Genomic DNA, 22,954 nt, shown 5'->3' on the forward strand with positions numbered 1-22,954 from the left:
TCACAACCCCAAGCGCAACGCCTCCCCCACCCTCGCCCCACGCCCATCGCTTGCCGCGCTGACCAGGGCAAAGTTGTAGGCCCCATGCGACCAGTAGCGGGCCTCGAGCTGACCATCCACCCGTTGACCCTGCGGCATGCTTGCATAGCGATCGCCCGGCGAGCGCAAAAACAAACTGATGCGTTGCCCACTGCGGTCCTGGAATACCAGCAACGCCGCCGGGCCCTGCTCGTTGCTGAGCAGCCGCGCCCCAACCGGCTCGAAGCCATACCCCGCCAGGTCCGGTAATTGTCCCACGCGGCTGAAATGCCGCCCCAGCCATTGGCGCAACTGCTCAGGGTCACTGGCCTGAATGTCCAGCGCCTGGGTGCCGGCAAACAGCCGATGGGCCTGCACGGCATCGGCCATTGGCAACGTATCGCTGGCCAAGGTGACCTGGCGAGCCTGCCATCCGCCGAGCCCGCCGACGCCCAACGCCAGCAACAGCATCGCCGCCGACGCCACGCGCTGTAGCCTGCGCTGGCGCAGCCGCTGCTGAACCTGGTGCAGGTCGAGCTTCGCCGCGCCCTGGGTCTCCCCCAACCCCGCCAGTGCGGCACGCAGGCGCCTGGCATCGCTGCGCCAGGCCTCCACCCGCGCCGCCTGCTGAGGGTTGGCCGCCAGCCATGCCTGTATTTCAGCACGCCGCGCCGGCTCCAGGCGGTCATCGACATAAGCATGCAGTTCGTCTTCACCAGGGATCAGGCGTTTCATTTGAGTCTCCGCAAGGCTGGCGGCTGGGGGGCGCCCTCGGTCAGTTCACGTAGGGCGGCGCGCGCGCGCGAGAGGCGCGACATGACCGTCCCGATGGGGATGTTCAAGGCCGTGGCTGCCTCCTTGTAGCTGAGCCCTTCGATGCTGATCAGCAACAGCAAGGCGCGCTGTTCCGTAGAAAGCTGGGCGAATGCCTGCAAATCCGCTTGGGCCAGGATGATGTCTTCGGTATTGTCGCCAACCGGTTCATCGGCGGCATCGGTGCGGCTGAACCACGACAACCAGCGCGCGTGCAGGCGCTCCCGGCGCTTGGAGTCGAGAAACAGCCGATACAGGATCGTGAACAGCCAGGCGCGCAAGGCCTCGCCTTCGCGTTGCTGGCTGCGGCGGGTCAAGGCGCGCTCGACCGTGGCCTGGACGAGGTCATCGGCACTGCCGGGTTCGCGCGTCAGCCAAACGGCGAAGCGCCGCAGGCGCTGCAGCAGCTCACGCCACTGCTGTTCGTCCAAATCGTGCATGGTGAGTTACCGGGCGCTAGGGTTGTCAGTGTATGGGGCAGACGCCTGGCGAGAAAATCTATTCCCTGCCATGGAATAAGTTTTTTCCTGGGACGTCGTACTGGCACCTTCTCACTGAACCGGGTATCTACCATGAACTCACCCTTGCATGGCCCAGCCAAGGCGCTTCGCCTGGCCGGCATAGGCGCCGTGATGCTGGCGCTGGGCGCAGGCTTCGCCTATGCCGCCGGCTGGATCGGCGGGCCGCAACTGACCCCTCAGCGCATCATCGATACCTTCGAGGCCCAGGCCGGCCACTATCCGGGCTACCGCAAGAACCACGCCAAGGGCCTGTGCGTCAGTGGCTACTTCCAGGCCAGCGGCCAGGCTGCAACGTTGTCCACCGCAAGGGCTTTCAGCCAGGAGCGGGTCCCGGTGATCGGCCGCTTTGCAATCGGCGGAGCCAATCCATTCGCCCCGGATACGGCAATACCGGTGCGTAGTATGGCGATCCAGCTGAGCACCGATGATGGCCAGATCTGGCGAACCGGCATGAACAACCCTCCGGTACTGGCAGTGAGCAACCCGCAAGGTTTCTATGACCAGGTGCTGGCCGGCGCGCCAGACCCCGCCACTGGCAAGCCTGACCCTGCCAAGATGCAGGCATTTTTCGCGGCGCACCCGGAAAGCGCGGCGTTTCGCCAGTGGGCCGCAAGCTACAAACCCAGCGACAGCTTCGCCAACACCCAATACCACAGCATCAATGCCTTTGAGCTGATCGATGCCAGCGGTACGGCGCATCCGGTACGGTGGCAGCTGGAACCACAAACAGCGTTCAGCCCCCTTCCCGGCCAGGTCGATGACAAGCTGTTCCTACAGCATGACCTGCAACGGCGCCTGGCCCAAGGGCCGCTGCGCTGGACCCTGCGCCTGGTGCTGGCCAACCCGGATGATGCAGTGGATGACCCGGCTCGACCATGGCCAGCTGACCGGCGCAGCGTTGAAGCCGGCACGCTGGTGATCGAGCAGGTCGATGCCCCCGAACAAGGCGCCTGTCGCGACTTGAACTTCGACCCATTGATCCTGCCTAGCGGCATCAAGCCCACTGCCGATCCGATCCTCGCTGCCCGTTCTGCCGCCTATTCGGAATCTTTCAACCGCCGCAGCCGCGAAGCCCAGGGCGAAGGAGCACAGCAATGAAACCCGACGTCTTTCACCCTCTGGCCCGCCTGATTCACTGGCTGATGGCGGTGCTGATCATCGCCATGCTGTTCATTGGCGTGAGCATGGTCGGCGACCTGTCCCTGCGCCACCCACTGTTGATCGACCTGCACAAAGCCACGGGCCTGGCCTTGCTTGTACTGGTGATCGTACGCCTGTGCCTGCGCCTGACTTTACCGCACCCGCCCTTGCCGACCGACATGCCAGCCTTGCAACGCATCGCCGCAGGCGCATCCCATTGGCTGCTGTATGGGCTGATGCTGGCCATGCCGCTGCTGGGCTGGGCGATGCTTTCGGCCGGTGGCTACCCACGCCCGCTGCAACTGCCGGCAATCGCCCCGCACGACTTGCAGCTGTACGCGGTGCTTCGCCAGGCCCACGGCTGGGCCGGCTATCTGCTGTTCGCCACCGTACTGGTGCACTTGGGTGCCGCGCTGATGCATGCCCTGGTAAGGCGTGACGGGGTGTTGCGCAGCATGTGGCCAGGCCCTGTGAGACGCGGCGAATGAAAAGCTGCTAAGCCGCACGGCGCTGGCAATTGCCATGCGCCGCGCGCCCGCTGATAAGCACTGCGCGCAACCTTGCAGAGTGTGTTTTAATGCGTCGCTAATTATTTTAAACACCTCTGATTACAAGGCGGCTATGGACACGGGGACGCGACTCAAACTGGTGCGTGAACGCAACAACCTCTCCCAGCGGGAACTGGCCCGCCGCAGCGGGTTGACCAATTCGACGATCTCGCAGATCGAACAGAACCGTGTCAGTCCATCGGTCAGCTCACTGAAAAAACTGCTCGAAGGGATCCCCATGACCCTGGCCGAGTTCTTCAGCTTCGACGAGCCAGTACGCGAGGAGCGTTTCGTGTTCCGCGCCAGCGAGCAACCAGACCTTGGCCGCAATGGCTTACGCATGCTGTTGGTCGGTGCCAGTGTCGAGGCCCGGCAGATGCGCATGTTGCGCGAGCTCTATGCCCCAGGTGCCGATTCAGGCGAGCCGATCGTGCATGCCGAAGGCGAAGAATGTGGCCTGGTGACTCGTGGCACTGTCGAGCTCTGGGTCGACGGCCAAGTGAGCATTCTCAACTCCGGCGACGGGTACTACATTCCCACCACCTTGCCACACAGTTTCAAGAACATCGGCCAGGACGAGGCGGAAATCATCAGCGCCAACACGCCGGCAAACTTCTGACCGAGCTGCGGCCTCGCCAGCGCGAGGCCTTGGTAGCTCATCGTTGCAGCGCTTGTTCGACGAAGTCCAGGCGGTCCTGGCCAAAGAACAACTCACCGGCGACGAACATGCTTGGCGCACCGAATATACCCCGCTCCACCGCCTGCTCAGTGGCGTGCTTGAGTTTCGCCTTGACCTGAACATCCGCCGCCAAGGTTTGAAACCCTACAGGGTCTAAACTCGCTTGGCGCAGTGTCTGTTCTAACACCGCCGCATCGCTCAGGTCGCGCTGGTGCTCCCACAGCCCCTTGAACAATACGCCCAGCAACGTTTCGAAGTGCTCCGGGGCATGCAACTGCGTACCAATGACCCCACGCATCAAGGTCAGCGTGTTCACCGGGAAGCCGGGCGGCAGCCCGAAGGGCACGCCGTAGCGTTTGGCACAACGCCCTAGATCGTTGAACATGTAACGACCTTTTGCCGGAATCATCGCCGGCGAGGCGTTGCCAGTGGCCTGAAACACCCCGCCCAGCAGCATTGGCCTATAGCTCAGGGTCGCGCCATTGCGGGCACACAGACTAGGCAACTGAGTCCAGGCCAGATAGCTGGCTGGGCTGCCCAGGTCGAAGTAGAACTCTACGGTCTTGCTCATTTAATCCACTCCTTGATTCCCAGGCTTACCAGCGCTCCATCCACGGCCGCAGATCCAGTTCGAAGGTCCAGGCATCACGGGGCTGGGTGTGCAGGAACCAATAGCTGTCGGCGATGTGTACCGGGTCCAGAATGCCGGCCTGATCTCTCAATGCGTAGCGCTCTGGGAAACTGTCGCGGATAAAAGCAGTATCGATGGCTCCATCCACCACCACATGGGCAACATGGATATGACGTGGCCCAAGCTCGCGCGCCATGCTCTGGGCCAGCGCCCGCAGCCCATGCTTGGCGCCGGCGAACGCAGCAAATCCGGCGGCACCCCGGGTACCTGCCGTTGCACCGGTGAACAGAATGGTGCCCCGTTCGCGAGTGACCATCCTACGGGCAACGGCCTGAGCCGTGAGAAAACCTGCAAAACACGCCATTTCCCAGACCTTGAAGTATTTGCGCGGGGTTTCATCAAGAATGCTGCACGGGACATTGGCGCCGACATTGAACACAAACACTTCGATTGGCCCGATATCACGCTCGATGCGTTCGACCAGCTCAGCTACTTCCTGCTCCTTACGAGCGTCAGAGCCGTAGCCATGGGCCTGGCCGCCCTCGCCGCGAATTTCATCGATCAGCGGCTGCAACTTGTCGGCTTGACGACGCGTTACACAGGCCACGTAACCCTCTCGGGCAAACCGCTTGGCGATCGCGCCGCCGGTGGCATCGCCGGCGCCGACGATCAGCGCCACCTTGGGTTGCTCTCCCATGCCTGCCTCCATTAATGAATGATCGTTTAGTAAACGAACGCTATGTTAAGATCAGCGCTTCGTCAAGCAGCGCGCAGAGGCCGCCATGCGCTACTCCTCAGAACACAAACAGCAGACCCGCGACAGGTTGTTGGCAAGCAGCGGCGCGCTGGCCAAGCGCGGTGGTTTTTCTGGCACCGGCGTGGCCGGCCTGATGAAGGCCATCGGCCTGACAGGCGGCGCCTTCTACAATCACTTTCCCTCCAAAGACGCGCTATTTACCGAAGTGGTCCGCCAGGAGCTGTGCAATAGCCCTTTGGCACGACTGGCCGAACAGGGCGCAAGTCGCGAGCGCCTGGCGCGATGCCTTCAGCAGTACCTGAGCCTGGCGCACTTGCACAATGCCGAGGGCGGCTGCCCGCTACCGCCGTTAGGTGTGGAAATCGCCCGTGCCGAACAGCCTGTGCGCGAAGAGGCTGAACACTGGCTGGTGACTTTGCATGGCGCATGGAGCCAGACGCTGGAAGACTCGGACTTGGCTTGGGTACTGATCAGCCAGTGCGTCGGCGCGGTGATGGTCGGGCGCATGCTAGCCAGCGAGCAGGTGCAGCAGCAGTTGCTCGATGCCAGTAAAGGCTTCGTGGTCAGGGCGCTGAATGAGGGTGATTGACTTGCAACAGAGGCCCATACCGCTTCGCGCCGCACGGGCCAGCCTTAATGATCGCCCATGGCGTCACGAATAGGCTATCGGGGCCAACGGGTTGGAAAACCCGCTAATCGATCGTATCCCTCAGGCACGGCCAATTGCGGGTTTGCCACAGTGATCACGAAGAAGCACTCAACGCCTGACTGGTTTGCTCCCGGGCGGCATAACGCTGCGCCAACACCGCACAAACCATCAACTGGATCTGGTGAAACAGCATCAGCGGCAGAATCATCGCGCCAATACCCGCCCCAACGAATAGCACCTGCGCCATCGGCACGCCGGTGGCGAGGCTTTTCTTGGAGCCGGCGAACAGGATGGTGATGCGGTCTTCCAAATTGAACCCCAGCACCTTGCCAAGCACGCGTGTGCCCAACAGTACCACCGCCAGCAGGATGCCGCAGACCGCGAATAGCCCCGCAAGATGCTGTGGCGACACGGTGTGCCACAGGCCAGTCACCACTGCATCGCTGAACGCGGTGTAGACCACCAGCAGGATCGAGCCCTGGTCGACGATCTTGAGCCAGCGAGCATTCTGCTTGACCCACGCGCCTATCCAGCGTCGTGCGATCTGGCCGGCCACGAAAGGCACCAACAGCTGCAGAGTGATCTTCAACACAGCATCCAGACCCGACCCGGTATCGCCATTGGCCCCGAGCAACAACATCACCAGCAGCGGCGTCAGGAAAATACCGATCAGGCTGGACGCGGCAGCACTGCAAATAGCAGCTGGCACGTTGCCGCGGGCTAACGAGGTAAAGGCGATGGCTGACTGCACGGTTGCGGGCAACGCGCACAGATAAAGCACTCCCAGGTACAGCTCATTGCCTACCAGCGGCACGAACAACGGCTTGAACGCCAGCCCCAGCAACGGGAACATGACGAACGTGCAGGAAAATACCAACAAATGCAGGCGCCAGTGACCGGCGCCGGCGATGATCGCCTCGCGGGAAAGCTTGGCACCGTGCAGGAAGAACAACAGACCGATTGCCAGGTTCGTCAGCCAGCCAAAGTACACCGCGCCGTCGCCCGAGCAAGGTAGCACGGAGGCAGTCAGCACCACCGCAAGTAGGCAGAGGGTGAACTTGTCGAACAACATGCGCAAATATTTCATAACAGTTTCCATCTTGTCGTTGTGCAACGATGGACGATAAGGTCTGGCGTTTTTTCCTGCTAACGCCGAAACCCCGGTCGATATCGCTAAACGGACACCTCAAACAAGGACATTGCATGATCATCAAACGTCTCGCCCCACTTAGCCTGATGTTCGCTTTCAGCTCGGTGTACGCTACCGACGCTTTGCAGGCCAGGGTCGACCAGGTCATTGGCCCTTTGATGAAAGAGCAGGACATCGCAGGCATGGCCGTTGCGGTGTATGTCGATGGCCAGCCCCACTACTTCACCTATGGCGTCGCCAGTAAAGCCGATGGCAGGCCAGTGACCGCTGACACACTGTTCGAAATCGGTTCACTGAGCAAAACCTACACCGCTACCCTGGCTGCCCTGGCCAGTGCCGAGGGCAAGCTCGACCTGCAAGCTTCGGCACGCAAGTACCAGCCCGCACTAGCCGGCACGCCCTTGGGCGAGGTCAGCGTCCTTGAACTGGGCGCCTACAGCGCGGATTGCCTGCCTTTGCAGTTCCCTGATGAGGTACAGAGCGCCGAGCAGACCCTGGCATTCTTCCAGCACTGGCAGCCGCGCACTAAGCACGGCACTCAGCGCTGCTATTCCAATCCCAGCCTGGGCTTGTTTGGCGACCTCGCGGCACGTGCGCAACATCGCCCGTTCGCCGAGGTGATGACCGATCATCTGTTGCCGCAATTGGGTCTCCGACATACCTATCTGCAGGTGCCAGGCAGCGCCCAGGGCTTGTACGCCCAAGGCTACGACGCGCAGAACCGCCCGGTGCACGTTGGCCCAGGTCCGTACGCTGATCAAGCCTATGGCATCAAAACCAGTGCCAATGACCTGCTGCGCTACCTGCGCCTACAAATGCAACCGGCTGAACTGGCACCCGCCCTGCGTAAAGCCATGGCCGTCACCCAGGCAGGTTACTTCAAGGTAGGTAGCATGACGCAAGGCCTGGGCTGGGAGCGCTACGCGTACCCGGTGCAACTGAACACGTTGATCGAAGGTAACAGCTCTCAACTGATTCTTCAGCCACAGGCTACTCAGCGCCTGACCCCACCACTGCCAGCCCAACCTGCGGCCTGGTACAACAAGACCGGCTCGACCAATGGCTTCGGTGTATACGCCGCTTTCATTCCCTCCGAAGGCAAAGCCATCGCTCTGCTTGCCAACCGCAATTATCCCAACGAAGCCCGCGTGCGGGCCGCCTACAAAATCCTCGAAAAACTCGACCACCAAGTCACGCGAAAAGGATTGTCGGACAAAATGTAGTGGTTGAAAAATTTCACTACAAAACCATTGACGCCCTTCATCGGCCTTGGGCATGATGAAGCTGTCTCCCCGATCGGGAGCGGTGGCAAGGGTGTTCCAGGCGGTCTGCGCGGTAACGCAGGCTGCCCGTGGAGAGGGAATCTGTCCAAAAGGCAGCGTAAGAAAGCCCCTGTTGCGATGCTGCTGTAGCAGCCTTGGTAGCGCGCTACAACCTGTGGCGCCAACTGTGAAAATCAACAACAACTGGGTGATGGGGGCTTTATGATGAACCTGAACAACAATCCGACTATCGATCAACTGGCAGAGCTGTTCGCCGTTCGTAAGGACAGCCTCGACGACCACCTGCTGTGGGTCAGCCAAACCGGCGAGGTGCGTATTGACCGCCTGCCGCCGAACACCGTCGAGGATGAATTCGAAACGCACCTGCCCAGCATGCGTGCTCGTTTCAAGGTCTACCGCCGTGGCCAGGGCTATGTCGGCAAAAAGGCCGCAGCCGACACCGAGTTCGTTGGCCGCGTTCTGCAGACCCTGCAACAAGAATGGCCCGCCGCCCGTGAGCGGCAGGCAGTCAAGGTGATCGAATCGCTCAATTGAGCATCCATCATCATTAATCAAGCCCGGCCTCAATAGGCCGGGCTTTTTTCATGACCGCTACCAATACGCTTGGTCAGGCCTTGAGCCGGTGCGGCTGCCCAGGCATCGGTAAAGCCCCCGTGGCAAGGGCCCGAGCGCGGTCGACACCCCACACCAGCGCGCGAGTCATGGTCTCGCCTGGCCGTGTTGGGTAGTACTCCTCATGCAACGACCTACCATCGCGCGCGTATAACCCAAGAAACAACTGCGTCGCGCCGAGCCGCGACAGGCGCACTTGGATATCCAGCGAAGTGCCATCGCTGAGTACCTCGTCGTGGCTGCGACAATGCAACTGGGCATCGGCCCATTGCCAATACGTCTCGTCCCTGACTCGCATGAAAGCTCAATCCTCTGTGGCCTGAATGCCACCCAAGAAGACCACAAGTGAGCAGCGGCTACGAGCGCAACCGGCTATTACCATGAGCCGGGTCAATCAACACGAACAAAAACCCCGCCGTTGGGCGGGGCACTGTGAGTAGGTTCACATATTGATGGGTTTACTTACGTGCAGGTACCCGGGGCGTGAAACGGCCTTTCTTGCTGCGCTGTACTGATGCGGGCTTGAGCTCCTCTGAATCATCCAGCGTCATGTGTGCAAAGCCAAGGCGGAAAGCTGCCTGGCCGCAACGCACTTGGCTGTTGATCGGAAAAGCATCGTTCATGTCTTCGTAAAAGGAATCGCTCATGCCCTGTCTCCGTTCAGTGGCGACCGCGCCGGCCAGTGCTGGACTGGCCTCAAGAACACGGCCTGTGAAAATGAGACTAGCCGGTCACATGCAGACTGCCCGGACAAAAAACATCGAACCGACAAGTGGCATTTAGCTACCTCAGCCGCACCGCCGTGCCGGTAGCGAATACAACAACCATGCCACCCTGAACCGATGGCATGCTGATTTCAAAGTCCACCCCGACCACGGCATCGGCTTGCAACTGCCGTGCCCGCGCTATCAGCTCTTCTGTTGCCTGCTGGCGCGCCTCACGTAGCGCGCCTTCCAGCGTCTGCGAACGCCCGCCGAACACGTCACGAAACCGGGTGAAGAAATCGCGCACGAAGTTGATGCCTTGCACCGATTCGGAGCTCACCACGCCGAGATATTCGGCGATCGGGCGACCTTCGAGCTGGCTGGTGGTAGAGATGATCACATTGCGCTCCTTGGCCTGGGTAAAATGCCGAGTCTACCAAAGCCGTGCAGTGCTTCCCTATTGCGCGCTGGCTGCCCGCAGGCGCTGCCCAAGTTTCGCCCCGAACACATTGACCACCAGCCCGAGCATCACCAGCAGCGCGCCCCACCCTTGCACCGCCGTCAGCCGCTCACCCAGCAACCAGGCCGAAGAGCTCAGGCCGATGACGGGCACCAGCAGCGAAAAAGGCGCTACCTTGCCTGCTGGGTGGCGCGACAACAGCTTGCTCCACAGGCTGTAGCCAATCATGGTGGCCACGAATGCCAGGTAAGCCAGTGCCAGCACCGAGCTCCAACCTATGTTTGCCAGAGAATGGCCGATGCGCTCCGGCCCCTCCAGCCACCAGGACAAGGCCAGAAATGGCAGCGGCGGGATCAACCCGCCCCAGATCACCAGTGCCACCAGGTCCACCGAGCCGAAGCGTCTGGTGATGATGTTGCCCATGCCCCACATGGCACCGCCACACAGGGTCAGCAGTAGCGCAATCAGTGGCACATGACCGCTGTCTTCGCTGCCGATCAGCGCAAGGCCACTCGCCGCCACCAGCAAGCCCAGCACACTGGCCAGGCGCAGACGCTCGCCGAGGAACAGCGCAGCGAAGCCAAGCGTGAAGAAGGCCTGCGACTGCAATACCAGCGACGCAAGCCCTGGCGGCATGCCGCTGTACATGGCCTGAAAGAGGAAGGCGAATTGGCCTAGGGAGATGGTCGCGCCGTAGGCGATCAACCAGCGCCATGGCAGCTTGGGTCTCTTGACCAGAAGCACGGCAGGAAACGCCACCAGCAAAAAGCGCAAAGCGCCCAGGAGCATCGGTGGCAAGCCATCCAAGCCGACTTTGATGACCACGAAATTGACTCCCCAGGCGACGATGACCACTAGGGCGATCAGCAGGTCCTTGAGCGGCATTGCAGCTTCCTTCTTCAAGCGTTCTAGACATATTTAGTAACAGCATAAGGGCTTTCTCAAAGGAGCGACCAGCACAGTTGTGGCCAACCCTTGCACTACAGATAGTGTTACGTCCGCCGAAGTCCGCTGACCTCTTCTGCATGTTCATCAGTAAATCCACTGTGAATCATCAGCGCTTTCGCCGCTGGCGACTATCTCGGGGTGGATAGGGGATCAGAAGAAAGCAGGCGTACTCGTAGTACGTAATACGTATATACCGAAGCCTGCGGCAGCCGCGGGGAATGTCCGAGCATCACTGGACAGCACTAGGAATAGCCAAGAGCTTGCGCCCCACGCATTTGCACCTAGCTCCGAACCCGTGGCATAGATACTGGTCAACGTTCTTATGTGGTCGATTTCGCGCTTTCCGAGGAGAACCTGCATGAGCAAGCCCAGCTACGTCCCGCCCAAGGTCTGGCGCAACGAGGCCGCGTCCGGCGGCCAATTCGCCAGCATCAACCGCCCCATCGCAGGGCCGACCCATGACAAACAACTACCGATCGGCAACCACCCTCTTCAGCTGTACTCACTGGCCACGCCCAATGGGGTTAAAGTCACCATCCTTCTCGAGGAATTGCTTGCCTTGGGCCACAGCGGCGCCGAATACGATGCCTGGCTGATTCGCATCAGCGACGGCGATCAGTTCTCCAGCGGGTTCGTCGAGGTCAACCCCAACTCCAAAATCCCAGCACTGCTCGACCGCAGCGTAGAGCCGCCGGTGCGTGTTTTCGAATCTGGTTCGATCCTGCTGCACTTGGCGGAAAAATTCGGTGCATTGCTGCCCACAGCTCCAGCAGAGCGCACCGAAACGCTGAACTGGCTGTTCTGGCAGATGGGCGCGGCGCCGTATCTTGGCGGTGGGTTCGGCCACTTCTACGTCTACGCGCCGGAAAAAATCGAGTACGCCATCAACCGCTTCACCATGGAAGCCAAGCGCCAACTCGATGTACTGGAGCGCCGTCTGGCGGTCAGCAAGTACCTGGGCGGCGAGCGCTACAGCATCGCCGACATCGCCGTGTGGCCATGGTATGGCCAGCTAGTGCTCGGCAAGCTTTATGATGCCGCCGAGTTTCTTGCGGTAGACGATTACCCGAACCTTCAGCGCTGGGCTAAAGCCATCGCCCAACGCCCAGCTGTGCAGCGCGGCACCCGCGTCAACCGCACCTGGGGCGATGAAGCCAGCCGCGTGCCGGAACGTCACTCGGCAGCGGACCTGGACTGATGCAACAGGGGCCGCGCTGCGGCCCCGACAATGCCCCGACGCAACAACCCATTTCTGCAGCGCAAACCTCCCTCTCTCGATCCCTTCTTGTACACTCCTGGCATTAGCCCAACCTGCACAAATTCTGGTGAAAGCATGATCGAGGTAACCGAGGTTTCCATCGCCGAACTGCGCGATGCGCTCGAAACAGGCCGCACGACGTCGGTCGAGTTGGTCAAAGCCTATCTGGCACGAATCGAGGCCTATGACGGTTCCGATACGGCCACTGCACTCAATGCCGTAGTGGTACGCAACCCCGAAGCGCTCAAAGAAGCTGAAGCCTCCGACGCTCGTCGCAGCAAGGGCCAAACGCTGAGCCCGCTGGACGGCATCCCCTACACCGCCAAGGACAGTTATCTGGTCAAGGGCCTGACCGCCGCTTCCGGCAGCCCTGCGTTCAAGGACCTGGTCGCCCAGCGCGACGCCTTCACCATCGAGCGCCTGCGGGCTGCCGGTGCGGTGTGCCTGGGCAAGACCAATATGCCGCCGATGGCCAATGGTGGCATGCAGCGTGGTGTCTATGGGCGCGCCGAAAGCCCATACAACGCCAAGTACCTCACTGCACCGTTCGCCTCGGGCTCATCCAATGGCGCCGGCACTGCGACCGCCGCCAGTTTCAGCGCTTTCGGGCTGGCCGAAGAAACCTGGTCGAGCGGGCGCGGCCCGGCCTCGAACAATGGCCTGTGCGCCTACACCCCATCGCGCGGGGTGATTTCGGTACGCGGTAACTGGCCGCTGACCCCCACCATGGATGTCGTGGTGCCCTACGCCCGGACCATGGCCGACCTGCTGGAAATCCTCGATGTGGTGGTAGCCGATGACGCCGACCCGCGCGGTGACCTGTGGCGCTTGCAGCCGTGGGTGCCGATCCCCAAACCGTCCTCTGTACGCCCAGCCTCCTACCCAAGCCTTGCGGCCAGCGCCAGTGTCAAGGGTAAGCGATTTGGCGTACCGCGCATGTACATCAATAAAGATGAAGCGGCCGGCACTTCAGCGAAGCCTGGAATCGGCGGCCCAACCGGGCAACGCATCAACACCCGCGCCAGCGTCATCGACTTGTGGAACCAAGCGCGTCAAGCCCTGGAGGCGGCCGGCGCCGAGGTGGTCGAGGTGGATTTCCCGCTGGTGTCCAACTGCGAAGGCGACCGGCCGGGTGCGCCGACGGTTTACAACCGCGGCATCGTCAGCAGGCAATTCCTGCACGACGAACTGTGGGAGCTGTCCGGCTGGGCATTCGATGATTTTCTGCGGGCCAACAATGATCCGAAGCTCAACCGCCTGGCCGATGTAGACGGCCCGCAGATCTTCCCCCACGACCCCGGCACACTGCCCAACCGTGAGGACGACCTGGCCGCCGGCATGGACGAATACGTCAACATGGCCAAGCGTGGCCTGAAAAGCTGGGAGCAGATCGAGACGCTTCCAGACGGCCTGCGCGGGCTGGAAAAAACCCGCAAAATGGACCTTGAAGACTGGATGGACGCTCAGCGCCTGGACGCCGTGCTGTTCCCAACCGTGGCCGATGTTGGGCCGGCCGATGCCGACGTCAACCCAACCTCGGCGGACATTGCCTGGAGCAACGGCATCTGGGTCGCCAATGGCAACCTGGCCATACGTCACCTCGGTGTGCCGACCGTAACCGTGCCAATGGGCGTAATGGCAGACATCGGCATGCCAGTTGGCTTGACCTTCGCCGGCAAGGCTTACAGCGACAATGACCTGCTGAGCTTTGCTGCGGCGTTTGAGGCCACTGGATCGCGGCGGATGATTCCGCCGCGTACGCCGGCTCTGGGTTAACACACCCAGGCTACAGGTGAACCCGCTTGCAGGGCGATTCGGCCAGCATGAGGGGTTCACCTGCACTGACATAGGCCATGTGTCGCTTATTTCAACGAGCTGTGTAAAAATCAACACAAAGTTGAAATAGTGGTCCCTCCATGGCACCCATCGAAGAACGAGCACTGACATTCAAAGTGCTCAAGGCCGCTATTCAGGCCTTGGGCAGTGTCGCCCCGCGCAACATGGAAATCCTCCTGCACGACCTGGACCACCCGGAGCATTCCGTGGTGTCTATCGTCAACGGCCATATTTCCGGGCGGGTCATCGGCAGCCCGATCCTCGCCGCCCCAGAGCAGGACCAAGGTTTCAAAGCGCTGATGCACGCAAGCCACGCCCAACGAGGCGCGGACCCCGTGGTATTGCCTGATTACCCCACCTCGGTGAAAGGCCGCACGCTGCGCAGTGCCACGGCGATTCTGCGCGACAGCAGCGGCCACCCCTTCGCCAGCCTGTGCGTCAACACTGACCTGAGCGACCTGAATGCCGCGATGGATTTTCTGCGCCAGCTGCAGCCATTGGGCGCTGAGCCGCCGGAGGCTATCGTTGAGGAGCCTGCCGACATGGCGTTGTTGATGGCAGAAATCATCGAAGACGCGCTACAGCGCACAGGCCATGGCCGAATGAACAAGCAGGCCAAGGTCGAGGCCGTGAGCGTGATGCAGGAGCGCGGCCTGTTCATCGTCAAGGGCGGCGTGGAAAAGGCCGCTGCTGCCCTCGGCGTCACCCGTTACACCATCTACAACTACCTAGAGCAATTGCGCGGAGCGAACCGATGACCTTGCACATTCACACGCCATTGATCGAATCTCGCCCGCTGTCGCTTGCCGCAGGTGCTACGGTGCGGCTCAAACTCGATGCCCTGCAGCCCTGCGGCTCGTTCAAGCTGCGCGGCGTAGGCCACGCCTGCGAGATACACCACAGGCGGGGTGCGCGGCACTTTGTGTCGTCGTCGGGCGGCAATGCCGGGCTAGCGGTGGCCTATGCCGGGCGCACGCTCGGGGTACCCGTCACTGTGGTGGTGCCTGAGACCACCACCGAGCGCGCCAAGCAGTTGCTGCGCCTTGAGGACGCCAAGGTGGTGGTGCATGGCAGTTCGTGGCAAGAGGCCAACGAACTGGCCTTGACGCTGGTTGGCGCCGAAGATGCATTCATTCACCCGTTCGACGACCCGCTGCTGTGGGCAGGGCATGCCAGCCTGGTAGATGAAGTGGCAGCAGCAGGCTTCAAACCCGATGCAGTGGTGCTGTCGGTTGGCGGCGGGGGGCTGCTCAGCGGTGTGGTCCAGGGCCTGCAGCGCAATGGCTGGGACGACATACCGGTATTGGCAGTGGAAACCCGCGGAGCTGCCTCACTGCATGCGGCCATGCAGGCCGGGCACACGGTGGAACTGCCGGGTATCGCTTCGGTGGCCAGCTCACTGGGTGCCAAACGCGTGGCGGAACAGGCGCTGACGTGCACCCGAGCACATCCCGTGCACAGTCACGTGGTCAGCGACCGCGCCGCGCTACAGGCTTGCGAGCGCTTTCTACTTGACCATAGGTTGCTGGTCGAACCGGCGTGTGGTGCTGCCCTTGCGCTCGCCTACGATGAGCAGACCCTGGCCAGCTACTCACGTGTGCTGGTAGTGGTTTGCGGCGGCGCCACCGCCACGCTGGAACAGATCCAGGCGTGGCTCAAGCAGGCTGACTGACCCGCGATCAAAGAAGGTTGCACCTGTCAGGCTTTTTCCAGGGCATCTTCTTTGTGCATCGCCAAATGCCCGGTCTTGTCGCTTTTGACTTCATATTGCGGCGCCTCTTTTGAGCAGTGGCGCTGTCGCCCGCAGAATTCGACGTCCTGCACATGCACCTTGACTACCTTGCCATGGATGACGCCGGCCTCGGAATTCCACTTCACGTGGTCGCCAGCCTTGTACCGATTGCTCATGATATTCCCCTTGCCATTGGTCGAACTGTCATCAAGTTGTTCGCTTTGCGCTGTACTACTGAACCTTCCATAGGTTGAACAATTCAATGCTGATCACCGCCGCCTGGACGAAATGCACCCTGCGCCCTTTCGATCTGTGGCAAGTGAAGGCACAATGCGGGTCTTTTTTTTGGCCGGCCTGGCCGGGGGCCTTTAAATGATCAAGACGCCGTACTACCTCATCGACAAAACCAAGCTGCTGAGCAACATGGAGAAGATCGCTTACGTGCGTGAAAACTCCGGGGCCAAGGCGCTGCTCGCCCTCAAGTGCTTCGCCACCTGGTCGGTGTTCGACCTGATGCAGCAGTACATGGACGGCACCACCTCGTCGTCGCTGTTCGAGCTCAAGCTCGGCCGCCAGAAGTTCGCTGGCGAAACCCATGCCTACAGCGTGGCCTGGGCCGATGACGAGATCGAGGAAATGCTCGAGAATTGCGACAAGATCATTTTCAATTCTATCGGGCAGCTACAGCGCTTCGCCGAACAGTCCGAAGGCAAGGTCCGCGGCCTGCGCGTCAACCCCCAGGTGAGTAGCTCCGACTATTTGCTGGCCGATCCAGCCCGCCCGTTCAGCCGCCTCGGGGAATGGGACCCGGAAAAGATCGAGCAAGTGATCGAGCAGATTTCCGGCTTCATGTTCCACAACAACTGCGAAAACGGCGACTTCAGCCTGTTCGACAACATGCTGTCGCACATCGAAGAGCGTTTCGGTCACCTGCTGCACAAGGTCCAATGGGTCAGCCTGGGTGGCGGTATCCATTTCACCGGCGAAGGGTATGCACTGGACGCCTTCTGTGCGCGCTTGAAAGCTTTCTCGCAGAAATACGGTGTGCAGGTCTACCTGGAACCAGGCGAGGCCGCCATCACCAATAGCGCTTCGCTTGAAGTGACGGTGCTCGACACCCTGTTCAACGGCAAGCACCTGGCCGTGGTGGACAGCTCGATCGAGGCACACCTGCTGGACCTTCTGATCTACCGCCTCAACGCCAAAATGGCCCCCAATGACGGCGAGCATACCTACATGGTGTGCGGCAAGTCGTGCCTGGCGGGTGACATCTTCGGCGAATACCAATTCGACCGCCCTCTGGCCATCGGCGACCGCCTGTCGTTCATCGACACTGCCGGTTACACCATGGTCAAGAAAAACTGGTTCAACGGTCTGAAAATGCCATCGATCGTGGTCAAGCAGCTCGACGGCAGCGTCGAGGTGGTCCGCGACTTCGGTTTCGAAGACTACGTTTCCAGCCTGTCTTAAGACTGGCAATCCAAGTAAGGAGCAACAGGTAAATTGAAGAAGAACGTTCTTATCATTGGTGCAGGAGGTGTCGCCAAGGTGGTGGCCCACAAGTGCGCGCAGCATAACGACGAACTGGGTCGTATCGCCATCGCGTCACGGAACATCTCCAAATGCCAGGCCATCATCGACAGCGTCAAGGCTAAGGGTAGCCTGAAGGTACCCGCCGACATCCAGGCCTTTTCGCTCAATGCCCTCGATGTCGAGGCGACCAAGGCACTGATCCGCGAGACCGAGTCGCAGATCGTGATCAACGTAGGTTCCGCCTTCCTCAACATGTCGGTGCTGCGTGCCTGCATCGATACCGGTGTCGCCTATCTGGACACCGCCATCCACGAAGAGCCGGGCAAGATCTGCGAGACCCCGCCGTGGTACGGCAACTACGAGTGGAAACACCTCGAAGAGTGCCAACAAAAGAACATTACCGCCATTCTCGGCGTCGGTTTCGACCCGGGTGTGGTGAACAGCTACGCAAAACTTGCGCAGCAGCAATATTTCGACAGCATTGACTCGATCGACATTCTCGACGTCAACGCAGGCTCCCACGGCAAGTATTTCGCCACCAACTTCGACCCGGAAATCAACTTCCGTGAATTCACCGGGCAAGTCTGGAGCTGGCAGAACAGCCAGTGGACCAGCAACACCATGTTCGAAGTCAAGCGTACCGATGACCTGCCGGTAGTCGGCTCGCAAAACCTGTACCTGACCGGCCACGATGAGGTGCATTCGATCTCGAAGAACCTCAATGTGCCGAATGTGCGGTTTTGGATGAGCTTCGGCGAGCACTACATCAACGTGTTCACCGTGCTGAAAAACCTCGGCCTGCTCTCCGAGCAACCGGTCAAAACCGCCGAAGGCCTGGAAGTGGTACCGCTGAAAGTAGTCAAAGCCGTGCTGCCTGACCCAGCTTCGCTGGCCCCGGGCTACACCGGCAAGACCTGCATCGGTGACCTGGTCAAAGGCACCAAGGACGGTAAGCTACGTGAAGTGTTCATCTACAACGTTGCTGACCACGAAGAGGCCTACGCTGAAACCGACAGCCAGGGTATTTCCTACACTGCCGGTGTACCCCCTGTGGCGGCAGCTCTGCTGGTTGCCCGTGGCCAGTGGGATGCCAAGCGCATGGTCAACGTCGAGGAGCTGCCAGCCGAGCCTTTCCTGAAGGCGCTGGACGTGATGGGCCTGCCGACCCGTGTGAAAGACGAAAATGGCGATCGTCCATGGGACGCTGAAGTCTAAACGGTCAGACACCAGGGGCGCCCACAGGGCGCCCCTTCTCTATTGAGTGTTCGCGCACATACCTTTCGTAGGCTACCCCTTGCAAAAGCCAGGCTCTGCAAATACTGTATGAATATTCAGTATCTCGGGGCACGCCATGCAGCTCATCGCCAAACTCGGTATTCTCGCCGACGCCGCCAAGTATGATGCCTCTTGCGCCAGTAGCGGGGCGCCAAAGCGCAGCTCGCGCGGCAGCAGTGGCCTAGGGGCTACCGATGGCATGGGTATCTGCCACAGCTACACCCCTGATGGTCGCTGTGTTTCGTTACTCAAGGTGCTGCTCACAAACTTCTGCCTGTACGACTGCCAGTACTGCGTCAACCGCCGTTCGAGCAATGTGCCCAGAGCCCGCTTCAGCCCTGAAGAGGTGGTACGCCTGACCCTGGACTTCTACCGGCGCAACTGCATCAGCGGCCTGTTCTTGAGCTCCGGCATCATTCGTTCCGCTGACTACACCATGGAGCAGTTGATCCGCGTGGCGCGCCTGCTGCGTGAGGAGCACAACTTCCGTGGCTACATCCACCTCAAGACCATCCCCGATGCCGACCCTCTGTTGATCGAAGAAGCCGGTCGGCTGGCCGACCGACTCAGCGTCAATATCGAGTTGCCGACCGATGCCAGCCTCAAGCGTCTGGCGCCGGAAAAACAGGCTCACACCATTCGCCAGGCCATGGGTGTGATTCATCAGGGCCAGCAAGCAGTAGCGGGTGAACCGAAGGCCCCACGCTTTACCCCAGCCGGGCAGAGTACTCAGGTGATCGTCGGTGCCGACAGCACCGACGACAGCACGTTGCTGCGCAACGCCGAGTCCCTGTATCAGGGCTTTGGCCTCAAGCGGGTGTATTACTCGGCCTTCAGCCCGATCCCTGACAGCCCTGGCAGTGTTCCCCTGGCCGCACCGCCACTGCTGCGCGAACACCGTTTGTATCAAGCCGATTTCCTGCTGCGCGGTTATGGCTACAAAGCCGGAGAATTGCTCGGCCAGGCCGGCAACCTGGCGCTGGACATCGACCCCAAGTTGGCCTGGGCACTGGCCAATCGGGAGGTGTTTCCGCTGGACGTGAACCGCGCTGAACCAGCGCTGCTGGCCCGCATCCCCGGCATAGGCTTGCGCAGCGTACAGCGGCTGGTAGCCCTGCGCCGTGAGCGACGGGTGCGCTACGACGACCTGATTCAGTTGCGCTGCGTGCTGGACAAGGCGCGGCCATTCATCGTCACCAGCGACTACCGCCCCGCCGATGGGGAATTGCGCAGCGGCCTGCTTCGGGCGCGTTTGCGCGAACCTCAGGCACCGGTGCAGATGGGGTTATGGGGGTGATCGCGCTCGATTGCGATGGGCAGTTCGGCATCTGGCGTAACCAGGCCCGTACCCTGCTCGGCCATGGCATCGACCCTGCCAACGTGACCTGGGCCCAAGGCCCAACTCAAGATTTACTGGCGTTACCCATACCACTGCCCGAGGGCCCTGGCCCATTCCGCGCCAAGGTGCCAGCCGCGTTGTTGACGCAATTGGAGCAAGCCTCACGCTACCGCGGCGAGCAACGCTGGAACTTGTTGTACGAAGTGCTTTGGCGCGTCGCCCATGGCGACCGTACCGCAATGCTGGCCGGTGACCGCCTGGGTAGCGAATTGCAGCGGCGGATCAAGCAGGTCAGTAGAGAAGCGCATCACCTGCATGCGTTCGTGCGCTTCGTGCCCTTGCCAGACCCGTTGGCCGAAACCCTGCAATTGGATTTGGTGGCGTATCACGAGCCTGCTCACGACATTCTGGAAAGCGCCAGCGGGCACTTCGCCGACCGCCTGGGCACCCAGCGTTGGTTGATTGCAACGCCTCAGGACGGTATTCGCTTCGATGGTCAGGGCTTCGATTACCGGCGGCGCTGCCCTATCGACTGGCAACAATGGGCGCAACACGCTGAAGACCCAGGTGCGCAGCTTTGGTGTACCTACTATCGGCACACCTTCAACCCGGCCAGGCTCAATCCCGATGCACTGCGTCTGCACATGCCTGGGCGATTCTGGCGGCACTTGCCCGAGGGTATGCTGATTCCTCAGCTAGTAGGCCTGGCGCGGCAAGGCAAGCAGCGTGACGGGCAGGCGCTGGAGGTGGCTAGCCAACAAGGCAAGACGATTAAGCTTTCCAGCGAGTTGTGAAAATTTTGTAATGGATTTGGTATACCACCTTCCCATGTAGCGACACATCCTGACAGAATTACTGCTAATCATTCTCATGTTTAATTACATTAGCAGTACTCAGGAGCCTATCCACCATGCTGTCGCCCCTCGCGCCCACGCGCCCCCTGCCCGCCCGCAACTTGCTCGCCATGGCCGTGTGCATGGCCATCGCCTCACCGGTGCTGGCCGAAGACGCCCCCGCAACGCTAGAGCTTGGCGCAACAGAAATCAGCTCCGAGACACTGGGCAGCACTACCGAAGGCTCGGGTTCTTACACCACCGGCTCCATGTCCACCGCTACTAAATTACCGCTGAGCATGCGTGAGACACCCCAGGCAGTGACGGTGATCACTCGCCAGCGCATGGATGACCAGGCCATGACCAGTATCAACGACGTGGTCAGAGCTACCCCTGGCCTGTTTCTCGATTACTCCAGCGGCCCTGGCCGACAGACCTACTCGGCGCGTGGCTTCGACATCGACAACCTCATGTACGATGGCATCCCCAGTGGCTATACCGGCTACGTGGTCGGGGTACAACCCAACCTGGCAATGTTTGATCGGGTCGAGGTCGTGCGCGGTGCAACTGGCCTGGTCACTGGTGCCGGTAACCCGTCGGCGGCGATCAACCTGGTACGCAAGCGTCCACTGGCCGAGCAGAAGGTCACCCTCACTGGCGCTGCTGGCAGTTGGGACAACTACCGCGGCGAGCTGGATGCCTCCAGCCCGCTCAACGACAGCGGCACCCTGCGTGGGCGAGTGGTTGCATCCTACCGGGACGCCAACAGCTTCGTTGACGACGTCGAAGAAGACCACGGTCTTTTTTATGCTGTGACCGAGGCGGATCTGTCCGATGACACCAGCCTGCTGCTGGGTTTTTCCCATCAAAAGGACAAGACCAATTACTTCTGGGGCGCAATGCCCACTGCCCTCGATGGCCACCACATGGGCTTCTCGCGCTCCTACAACCCCGGCACCGATTGGGAGAACAAGGACCAGCAGATCGACACCCTGTTCGCCGAATTGCGCCATCGCCTGGCTAATGACTGGACGCTTCAGCTCAACGCCAACTATGCGCAACAGGATGGCACCTTCACAGGTTCCTACCAGTCGCGCTGGAGTGGGCTGCAGGCGCCCATCTCGCGCACGGTTTACCAATCCAAGCACCAGGAGAACCAGACGGGCTTGGATGGTTTCCTCAGTGGCCCCTTCGAGCTGCTGGGGCGAACCCACGAACTGGTGGTCGGTGCCAGCAAACGCATCTACGACATGGACACGCGCAACTATGACCCTTACGACCTGAGTTGGCCGCTCAACGCCAGCAAGCCAAACTTCGTACATATCAGCAACGAACGCGAAGTCACCACCCAGGACGGCGTGTACTTGACGACTCGGCTGAATTTGGCCGACCCGCTCAAACTGATTCTTGGCGGCCGCCTGGACTGGTACGACTACGATAATCGCGACGGCGACGGCGACTACAAGGTCACCCGCAACGTCACCAAGTACGCTGGCTTGATTTACGACCTCGACGACCATCACTCGGTGTATGTCAGCTACAGCGACATCTTCACCCCGCAGAGCAAAAAGGACACCTCTGGCACACCCGTCAAACCGATCGTGGGCAAGAACTACGAGGTCGGTATCAAGGGCGAATATTTTGGCGGCGCGCTCAATGCCAGTGTTGCTCTGTTCCGCATCGACCAGGAAAACCGTGCCACGCAGATCTTCGTCGCAAATTGCCCGCAAACCACTTGCTACCAAGCTTCCGGCGAGGTCCGCAGCCAGGGTATCGACTTGGAACTGCAAGGCGCCCTGACACCGAACTGGCAGGTCGCAGGCGGCTACACCTACGCCCGCGTGCACACCCTCAAAGACGCCGCCACCCCCGCCAATGTCAATCAGCGGTTCGACACCGACACCCCGGAGCACATGTTCAAGCTGAACACCGTTTACCATTTCCAGGGCCCGCTGGAAAAACTGCGGGTCGGCGGCAACATTTCGTGGCAGAGCCGCATCTATAACGACTTCACCGTAGCCGATGGCAGTCAGTACCGACTGGTTCAGGGTGCTTATGCAGTCACTGCCCTGATGGCCGGCTACCGGGTCAACCAGCATCTGGACCTGCAGCTCAATGCCAACAACGTGTTTGATCGCAAGTACTACTCGGCGGTTGCCAGCTCCGTGGACTATGGCGGCGACACATGGGGCGCACCGCGCAATATGATGCTGACGGCCAAGTACAGCTTCTGAG

25 protein-coding genes are annotated in these 22,954 nt (G+C 60.8%); 15 read left to right on the forward strand and 10 right to left on the reverse strand.

Annotated features, from left to right (window positions below; translation table 11 throughout):
- The gene (locus J5M56_RS00170; protein ID WP_207868927.1) at nt 1-753 is read right to left on the reverse strand and encodes an anti-sigma factor; all 753 of its coding nucleotides are present in this window, start codon (nt 751-753) and stop codon (nt 1-3) included.
- Nucleotides 750-1,271: a sigma-70 family RNA polymerase sigma factor gene (locus J5M56_RS00175; protein WP_207868929.1), complete on the reverse strand. Its 522-nt coding sequence runs from the start codon at nt 1,269-1,271 to the stop codon at nt 750-752. The genes J5M56_RS00170 and J5M56_RS00175 overlap by 4 nt, the downstream gene beginning before the upstream one ends.
- 132 nt (nt 1,272-1,403) lie before the next feature.
- On the opposite strand from J5M56_RS00175, the gene J5M56_RS00180 reads away from it, so the two are divergent.
- From J5M56_RS00180 to J5M56_RS00190, 3 genes are all read left to right on the forward strand, one after another.
- The gene (locus J5M56_RS00180; RefSeq protein ID WP_207868931.1) at nt 1,404-2,450 is read left to right on the forward strand and encodes a catalase family peroxidase; all 1,047 of its coding nucleotides are present in this window, start codon (nt 1,404-1,406) and stop codon (nt 2,448-2,450) included.
- Nucleotides 2,447-2,980: a cytochrome b gene (locus J5M56_RS00185; protein ID WP_186477078.1), complete on the forward strand. Its 534-nt coding sequence runs from the start codon at nt 2,447-2,449 to the stop codon at nt 2,978-2,980. The genes J5M56_RS00180 and J5M56_RS00185 overlap by 4 nt, the downstream gene beginning before the upstream one ends.
- Before the next feature lie 133 nt (nt 2,981-3,113).
- Nucleotides 3,114-3,659, forward strand: coding sequence for a cupin domain-containing protein (locus J5M56_RS00190; protein WP_027916793.1), 546 nt, complete (start codon nt 3,114-3,116; stop codon nt 3,657-3,659).
- A gap of 37 nt (nt 3,660-3,696) precedes the next feature.
- Here the strand turns inward: J5M56_RS00190 and J5M56_RS00195 are convergent, their stop codons facing one another.
- The gene (locus J5M56_RS00195) at nt 3,697-4,290 is read right to left on the reverse strand and encodes a 2-hydroxychromene-2-carboxylate isomerase (RefSeq protein ID WP_207868933.1); all 594 of its coding nucleotides are present in this window, start codon (nt 4,288-4,290) and stop codon (nt 3,697-3,699) included.
- Between the two features lie 25 nt (nt 4,291-4,315).
- Nucleotides 4,316-5,047, reverse strand: a complete 732-nt coding sequence (locus J5M56_RS00200) for an SDR family oxidoreductase (RefSeq protein WP_207868935.1) — start codon at nt 5,045-5,047, stop codon at nt 4,316-4,318.
- An 85-nt stretch (nt 5,048-5,132) separates the two neighbouring features.
- Between J5M56_RS00200 and J5M56_RS00205 the strand changes: the two genes are divergently transcribed.
- On the forward strand, nt 5,133-5,696 hold the full coding sequence (locus tag J5M56_RS00205; protein ID WP_207868938.1) for a TetR/AcrR family transcriptional regulator: 564 nt from the start codon (nt 5,133-5,135) through the stop codon (nt 5,694-5,696).
- A 154-nt stretch (nt 5,697-5,850) separates the two neighbouring features.
- On the opposite strand, the gene J5M56_RS00210 is transcribed toward J5M56_RS00205, so the two are convergent.
- Nucleotides 5,851-6,855: a bile acid:sodium symporter family protein gene (locus J5M56_RS00210; RefSeq protein WP_186477075.1), complete on the reverse strand. Its 1,005-nt coding sequence runs from the start codon at nt 6,853-6,855 to the stop codon at nt 5,851-5,853.
- A gap of 104 nt (nt 6,856-6,959) precedes the next feature.
- On the opposite strand from J5M56_RS00210, the gene ampC reads away from it, so the two are divergent.
- A complete protein-coding gene (gene ampC, locus J5M56_RS00215; RefSeq protein ID WP_207868942.1) occupies nt 6,960-8,129 on the forward strand; it encodes a class C beta-lactamase in 1,170 nt (389 codons plus the stop codon).
- Nucleotides 8,130-8,390: 261 nt separating this feature from the next.
- Nucleotides 8,391-8,723, forward strand: coding sequence for a hypothetical protein (locus tag J5M56_RS00220; protein WP_060476575.1), 333 nt, complete (start codon nt 8,391-8,393; stop codon nt 8,721-8,723).
- A gap of 73 nt (nt 8,724-8,796) precedes the next feature.
- Here J5M56_RS00220 and J5M56_RS00225 read toward each other — a convergent pair whose 3' ends face one another.
- The 4 genes from J5M56_RS00225 to J5M56_RS00240 form a co-directional block, all read right to left on the reverse strand.
- The gene (locus tag J5M56_RS00225; RefSeq protein ID WP_060476576.1) at nt 8,797-9,099 is read right to left on the reverse strand and encodes a hypothetical protein; all 303 of its coding nucleotides are present in this window, start codon (nt 9,097-9,099) and stop codon (nt 8,797-8,799) included.
- Between the two features lie 160 nt (nt 9,100-9,259).
- A complete protein-coding gene (locus J5M56_RS00230; RefSeq protein WP_060476577.1) occupies nt 9,260-9,448 on the reverse strand; it encodes a hypothetical protein in 189 nt (62 codons plus the stop codon).
- Nucleotides 9,449-9,584: 136 nt separating this feature from the next.
- Complete coding sequence (locus J5M56_RS00235; RefSeq protein ID WP_060476578.1) at nt 9,585-9,905, reverse strand: YbjQ family protein; 321 nt, start codon at nt 9,903-9,905, stop codon at nt 9,585-9,587.
- A 57-nt stretch (nt 9,906-9,962) separates the two neighbouring features.
- Entirely contained in the window at nt 9,963-10,850 is an 888-nt protein-coding gene (locus J5M56_RS00240; RefSeq protein ID WP_186477073.1) for an EamA family transporter, read from the reverse strand.
- Nucleotides 10,851-11,271: 421 nt separating this feature from the next.
- On the opposite strand from J5M56_RS00240, the gene yghU reads away from it, so the two are divergent.
- The 4 genes from yghU to J5M56_RS00260 all read left to right on the forward strand — a co-directional run bounded on the left by yghU (nt 11,272) and on the right by J5M56_RS00260 (nt 15,679).
- Entirely contained in the window at nt 11,272-12,111 is an 840-nt protein-coding gene (gene yghU, locus J5M56_RS00245; RefSeq protein ID WP_207868944.1) for a glutathione-dependent disulfide-bond oxidoreductase, read from the forward strand.
- A 135-nt stretch (nt 12,112-12,246) separates the two neighbouring features.
- Nucleotides 12,247-13,947: an amidase gene (locus J5M56_RS00250; RefSeq protein WP_207868946.1), complete on the forward strand. Its 1,701-nt coding sequence runs from the start codon at nt 12,247-12,249 to the stop codon at nt 13,945-13,947.
- 140 nt (nt 13,948-14,087) lie between these two features.
- On the forward strand, nt 14,088-14,765 hold the full coding sequence (locus tag J5M56_RS00255; RefSeq protein WP_207868948.1) for a PAS domain-containing protein: 678 nt from the start codon (nt 14,088-14,090) through the stop codon (nt 14,763-14,765).
- The gene (locus tag J5M56_RS00260) at nt 14,762-15,679 is read left to right on the forward strand and encodes a pyridoxal-phosphate dependent enzyme (RefSeq protein ID WP_207868950.1); all 918 of its coding nucleotides are present in this window, start codon (nt 14,762-14,764) and stop codon (nt 15,677-15,679) included. Before J5M56_RS00255 ends, J5M56_RS00260 begins: the two co-directional genes overlap by 4 nt.
- Before the next feature lie 26 nt (nt 15,680-15,705).
- Here J5M56_RS00260 and J5M56_RS00265 read toward each other — a convergent pair whose 3' ends face one another.
- Nucleotides 15,706-15,915, reverse strand: coding sequence for a DUF2945 domain-containing protein (locus J5M56_RS00265; RefSeq protein ID WP_060476584.1), 210 nt, complete (start codon nt 15,913-15,915; stop codon nt 15,706-15,708).
- 196 nt (nt 15,916-16,111) lie between these two features.
- Between J5M56_RS00265 and J5M56_RS00270 the strand changes: the two genes are divergently transcribed.
- The 5 genes from J5M56_RS00270 to J5M56_RS00290 all read left to right on the forward strand — a co-directional run bounded on the left by J5M56_RS00270 (nt 16,112) and on the right by J5M56_RS00290 (nt 22,953).
- Entirely contained in the window at nt 16,112-17,209 is a 1,098-nt protein-coding gene (locus tag J5M56_RS00270; RefSeq protein WP_207868952.1) for a carboxynorspermidine decarboxylase, read from the forward strand.
- A 33-nt stretch (nt 17,210-17,242) separates the two neighbouring features.
- On the forward strand, nt 17,243-18,487 hold the full coding sequence (locus J5M56_RS00275; protein ID WP_207868956.1) for a saccharopine dehydrogenase family protein: 1,245 nt from the start codon (nt 17,243-17,245) through the stop codon (nt 18,485-18,487).
- A gap of 136 nt (nt 18,488-18,623) precedes the next feature.
- Nucleotides 18,624-19,844 carry a putative DNA modification/repair radical SAM protein gene (locus tag J5M56_RS00280; RefSeq protein WP_186477066.1) on the forward strand — a complete coding sequence of 407 codons (1,221 nt, stop codon included), beginning with the start codon at nt 18,624-18,626 and terminating at the stop codon, nt 19,842-19,844.
- The gene (locus tag J5M56_RS00285) at nt 19,835-20,680 is read left to right on the forward strand and encodes a TIGR03915 family putative DNA repair protein (protein WP_207868958.1); all 846 of its coding nucleotides are present in this window, start codon (nt 19,835-19,837) and stop codon (nt 20,678-20,680) included. The genes J5M56_RS00280 and J5M56_RS00285 overlap by 10 nt, the downstream gene beginning before the upstream one ends.
- Nucleotides 20,681-20,796: 116 nt before the next feature.
- The gene (locus J5M56_RS00290) at nt 20,797-22,953 is read left to right on the forward strand and encodes a TonB-dependent siderophore receptor (RefSeq protein WP_207868960.1); all 2,157 of its coding nucleotides are present in this window, start codon (nt 20,797-20,799) and stop codon (nt 22,951-22,953) included.
- The last annotated feature ends 1 nt before the right edge of the window (nt 22,954 follow it).

Origin of the sequence: Pseudomonas sp. 51_B (assembly GCF_017491595.1) — a bacterium.
Classification (GTDB): Bacteria; Pseudomonadota; Gammaproteobacteria; order Pseudomonadales; family Pseudomonadaceae; genus Aquipseudomonas; species Aquipseudomonas promysalinigenes.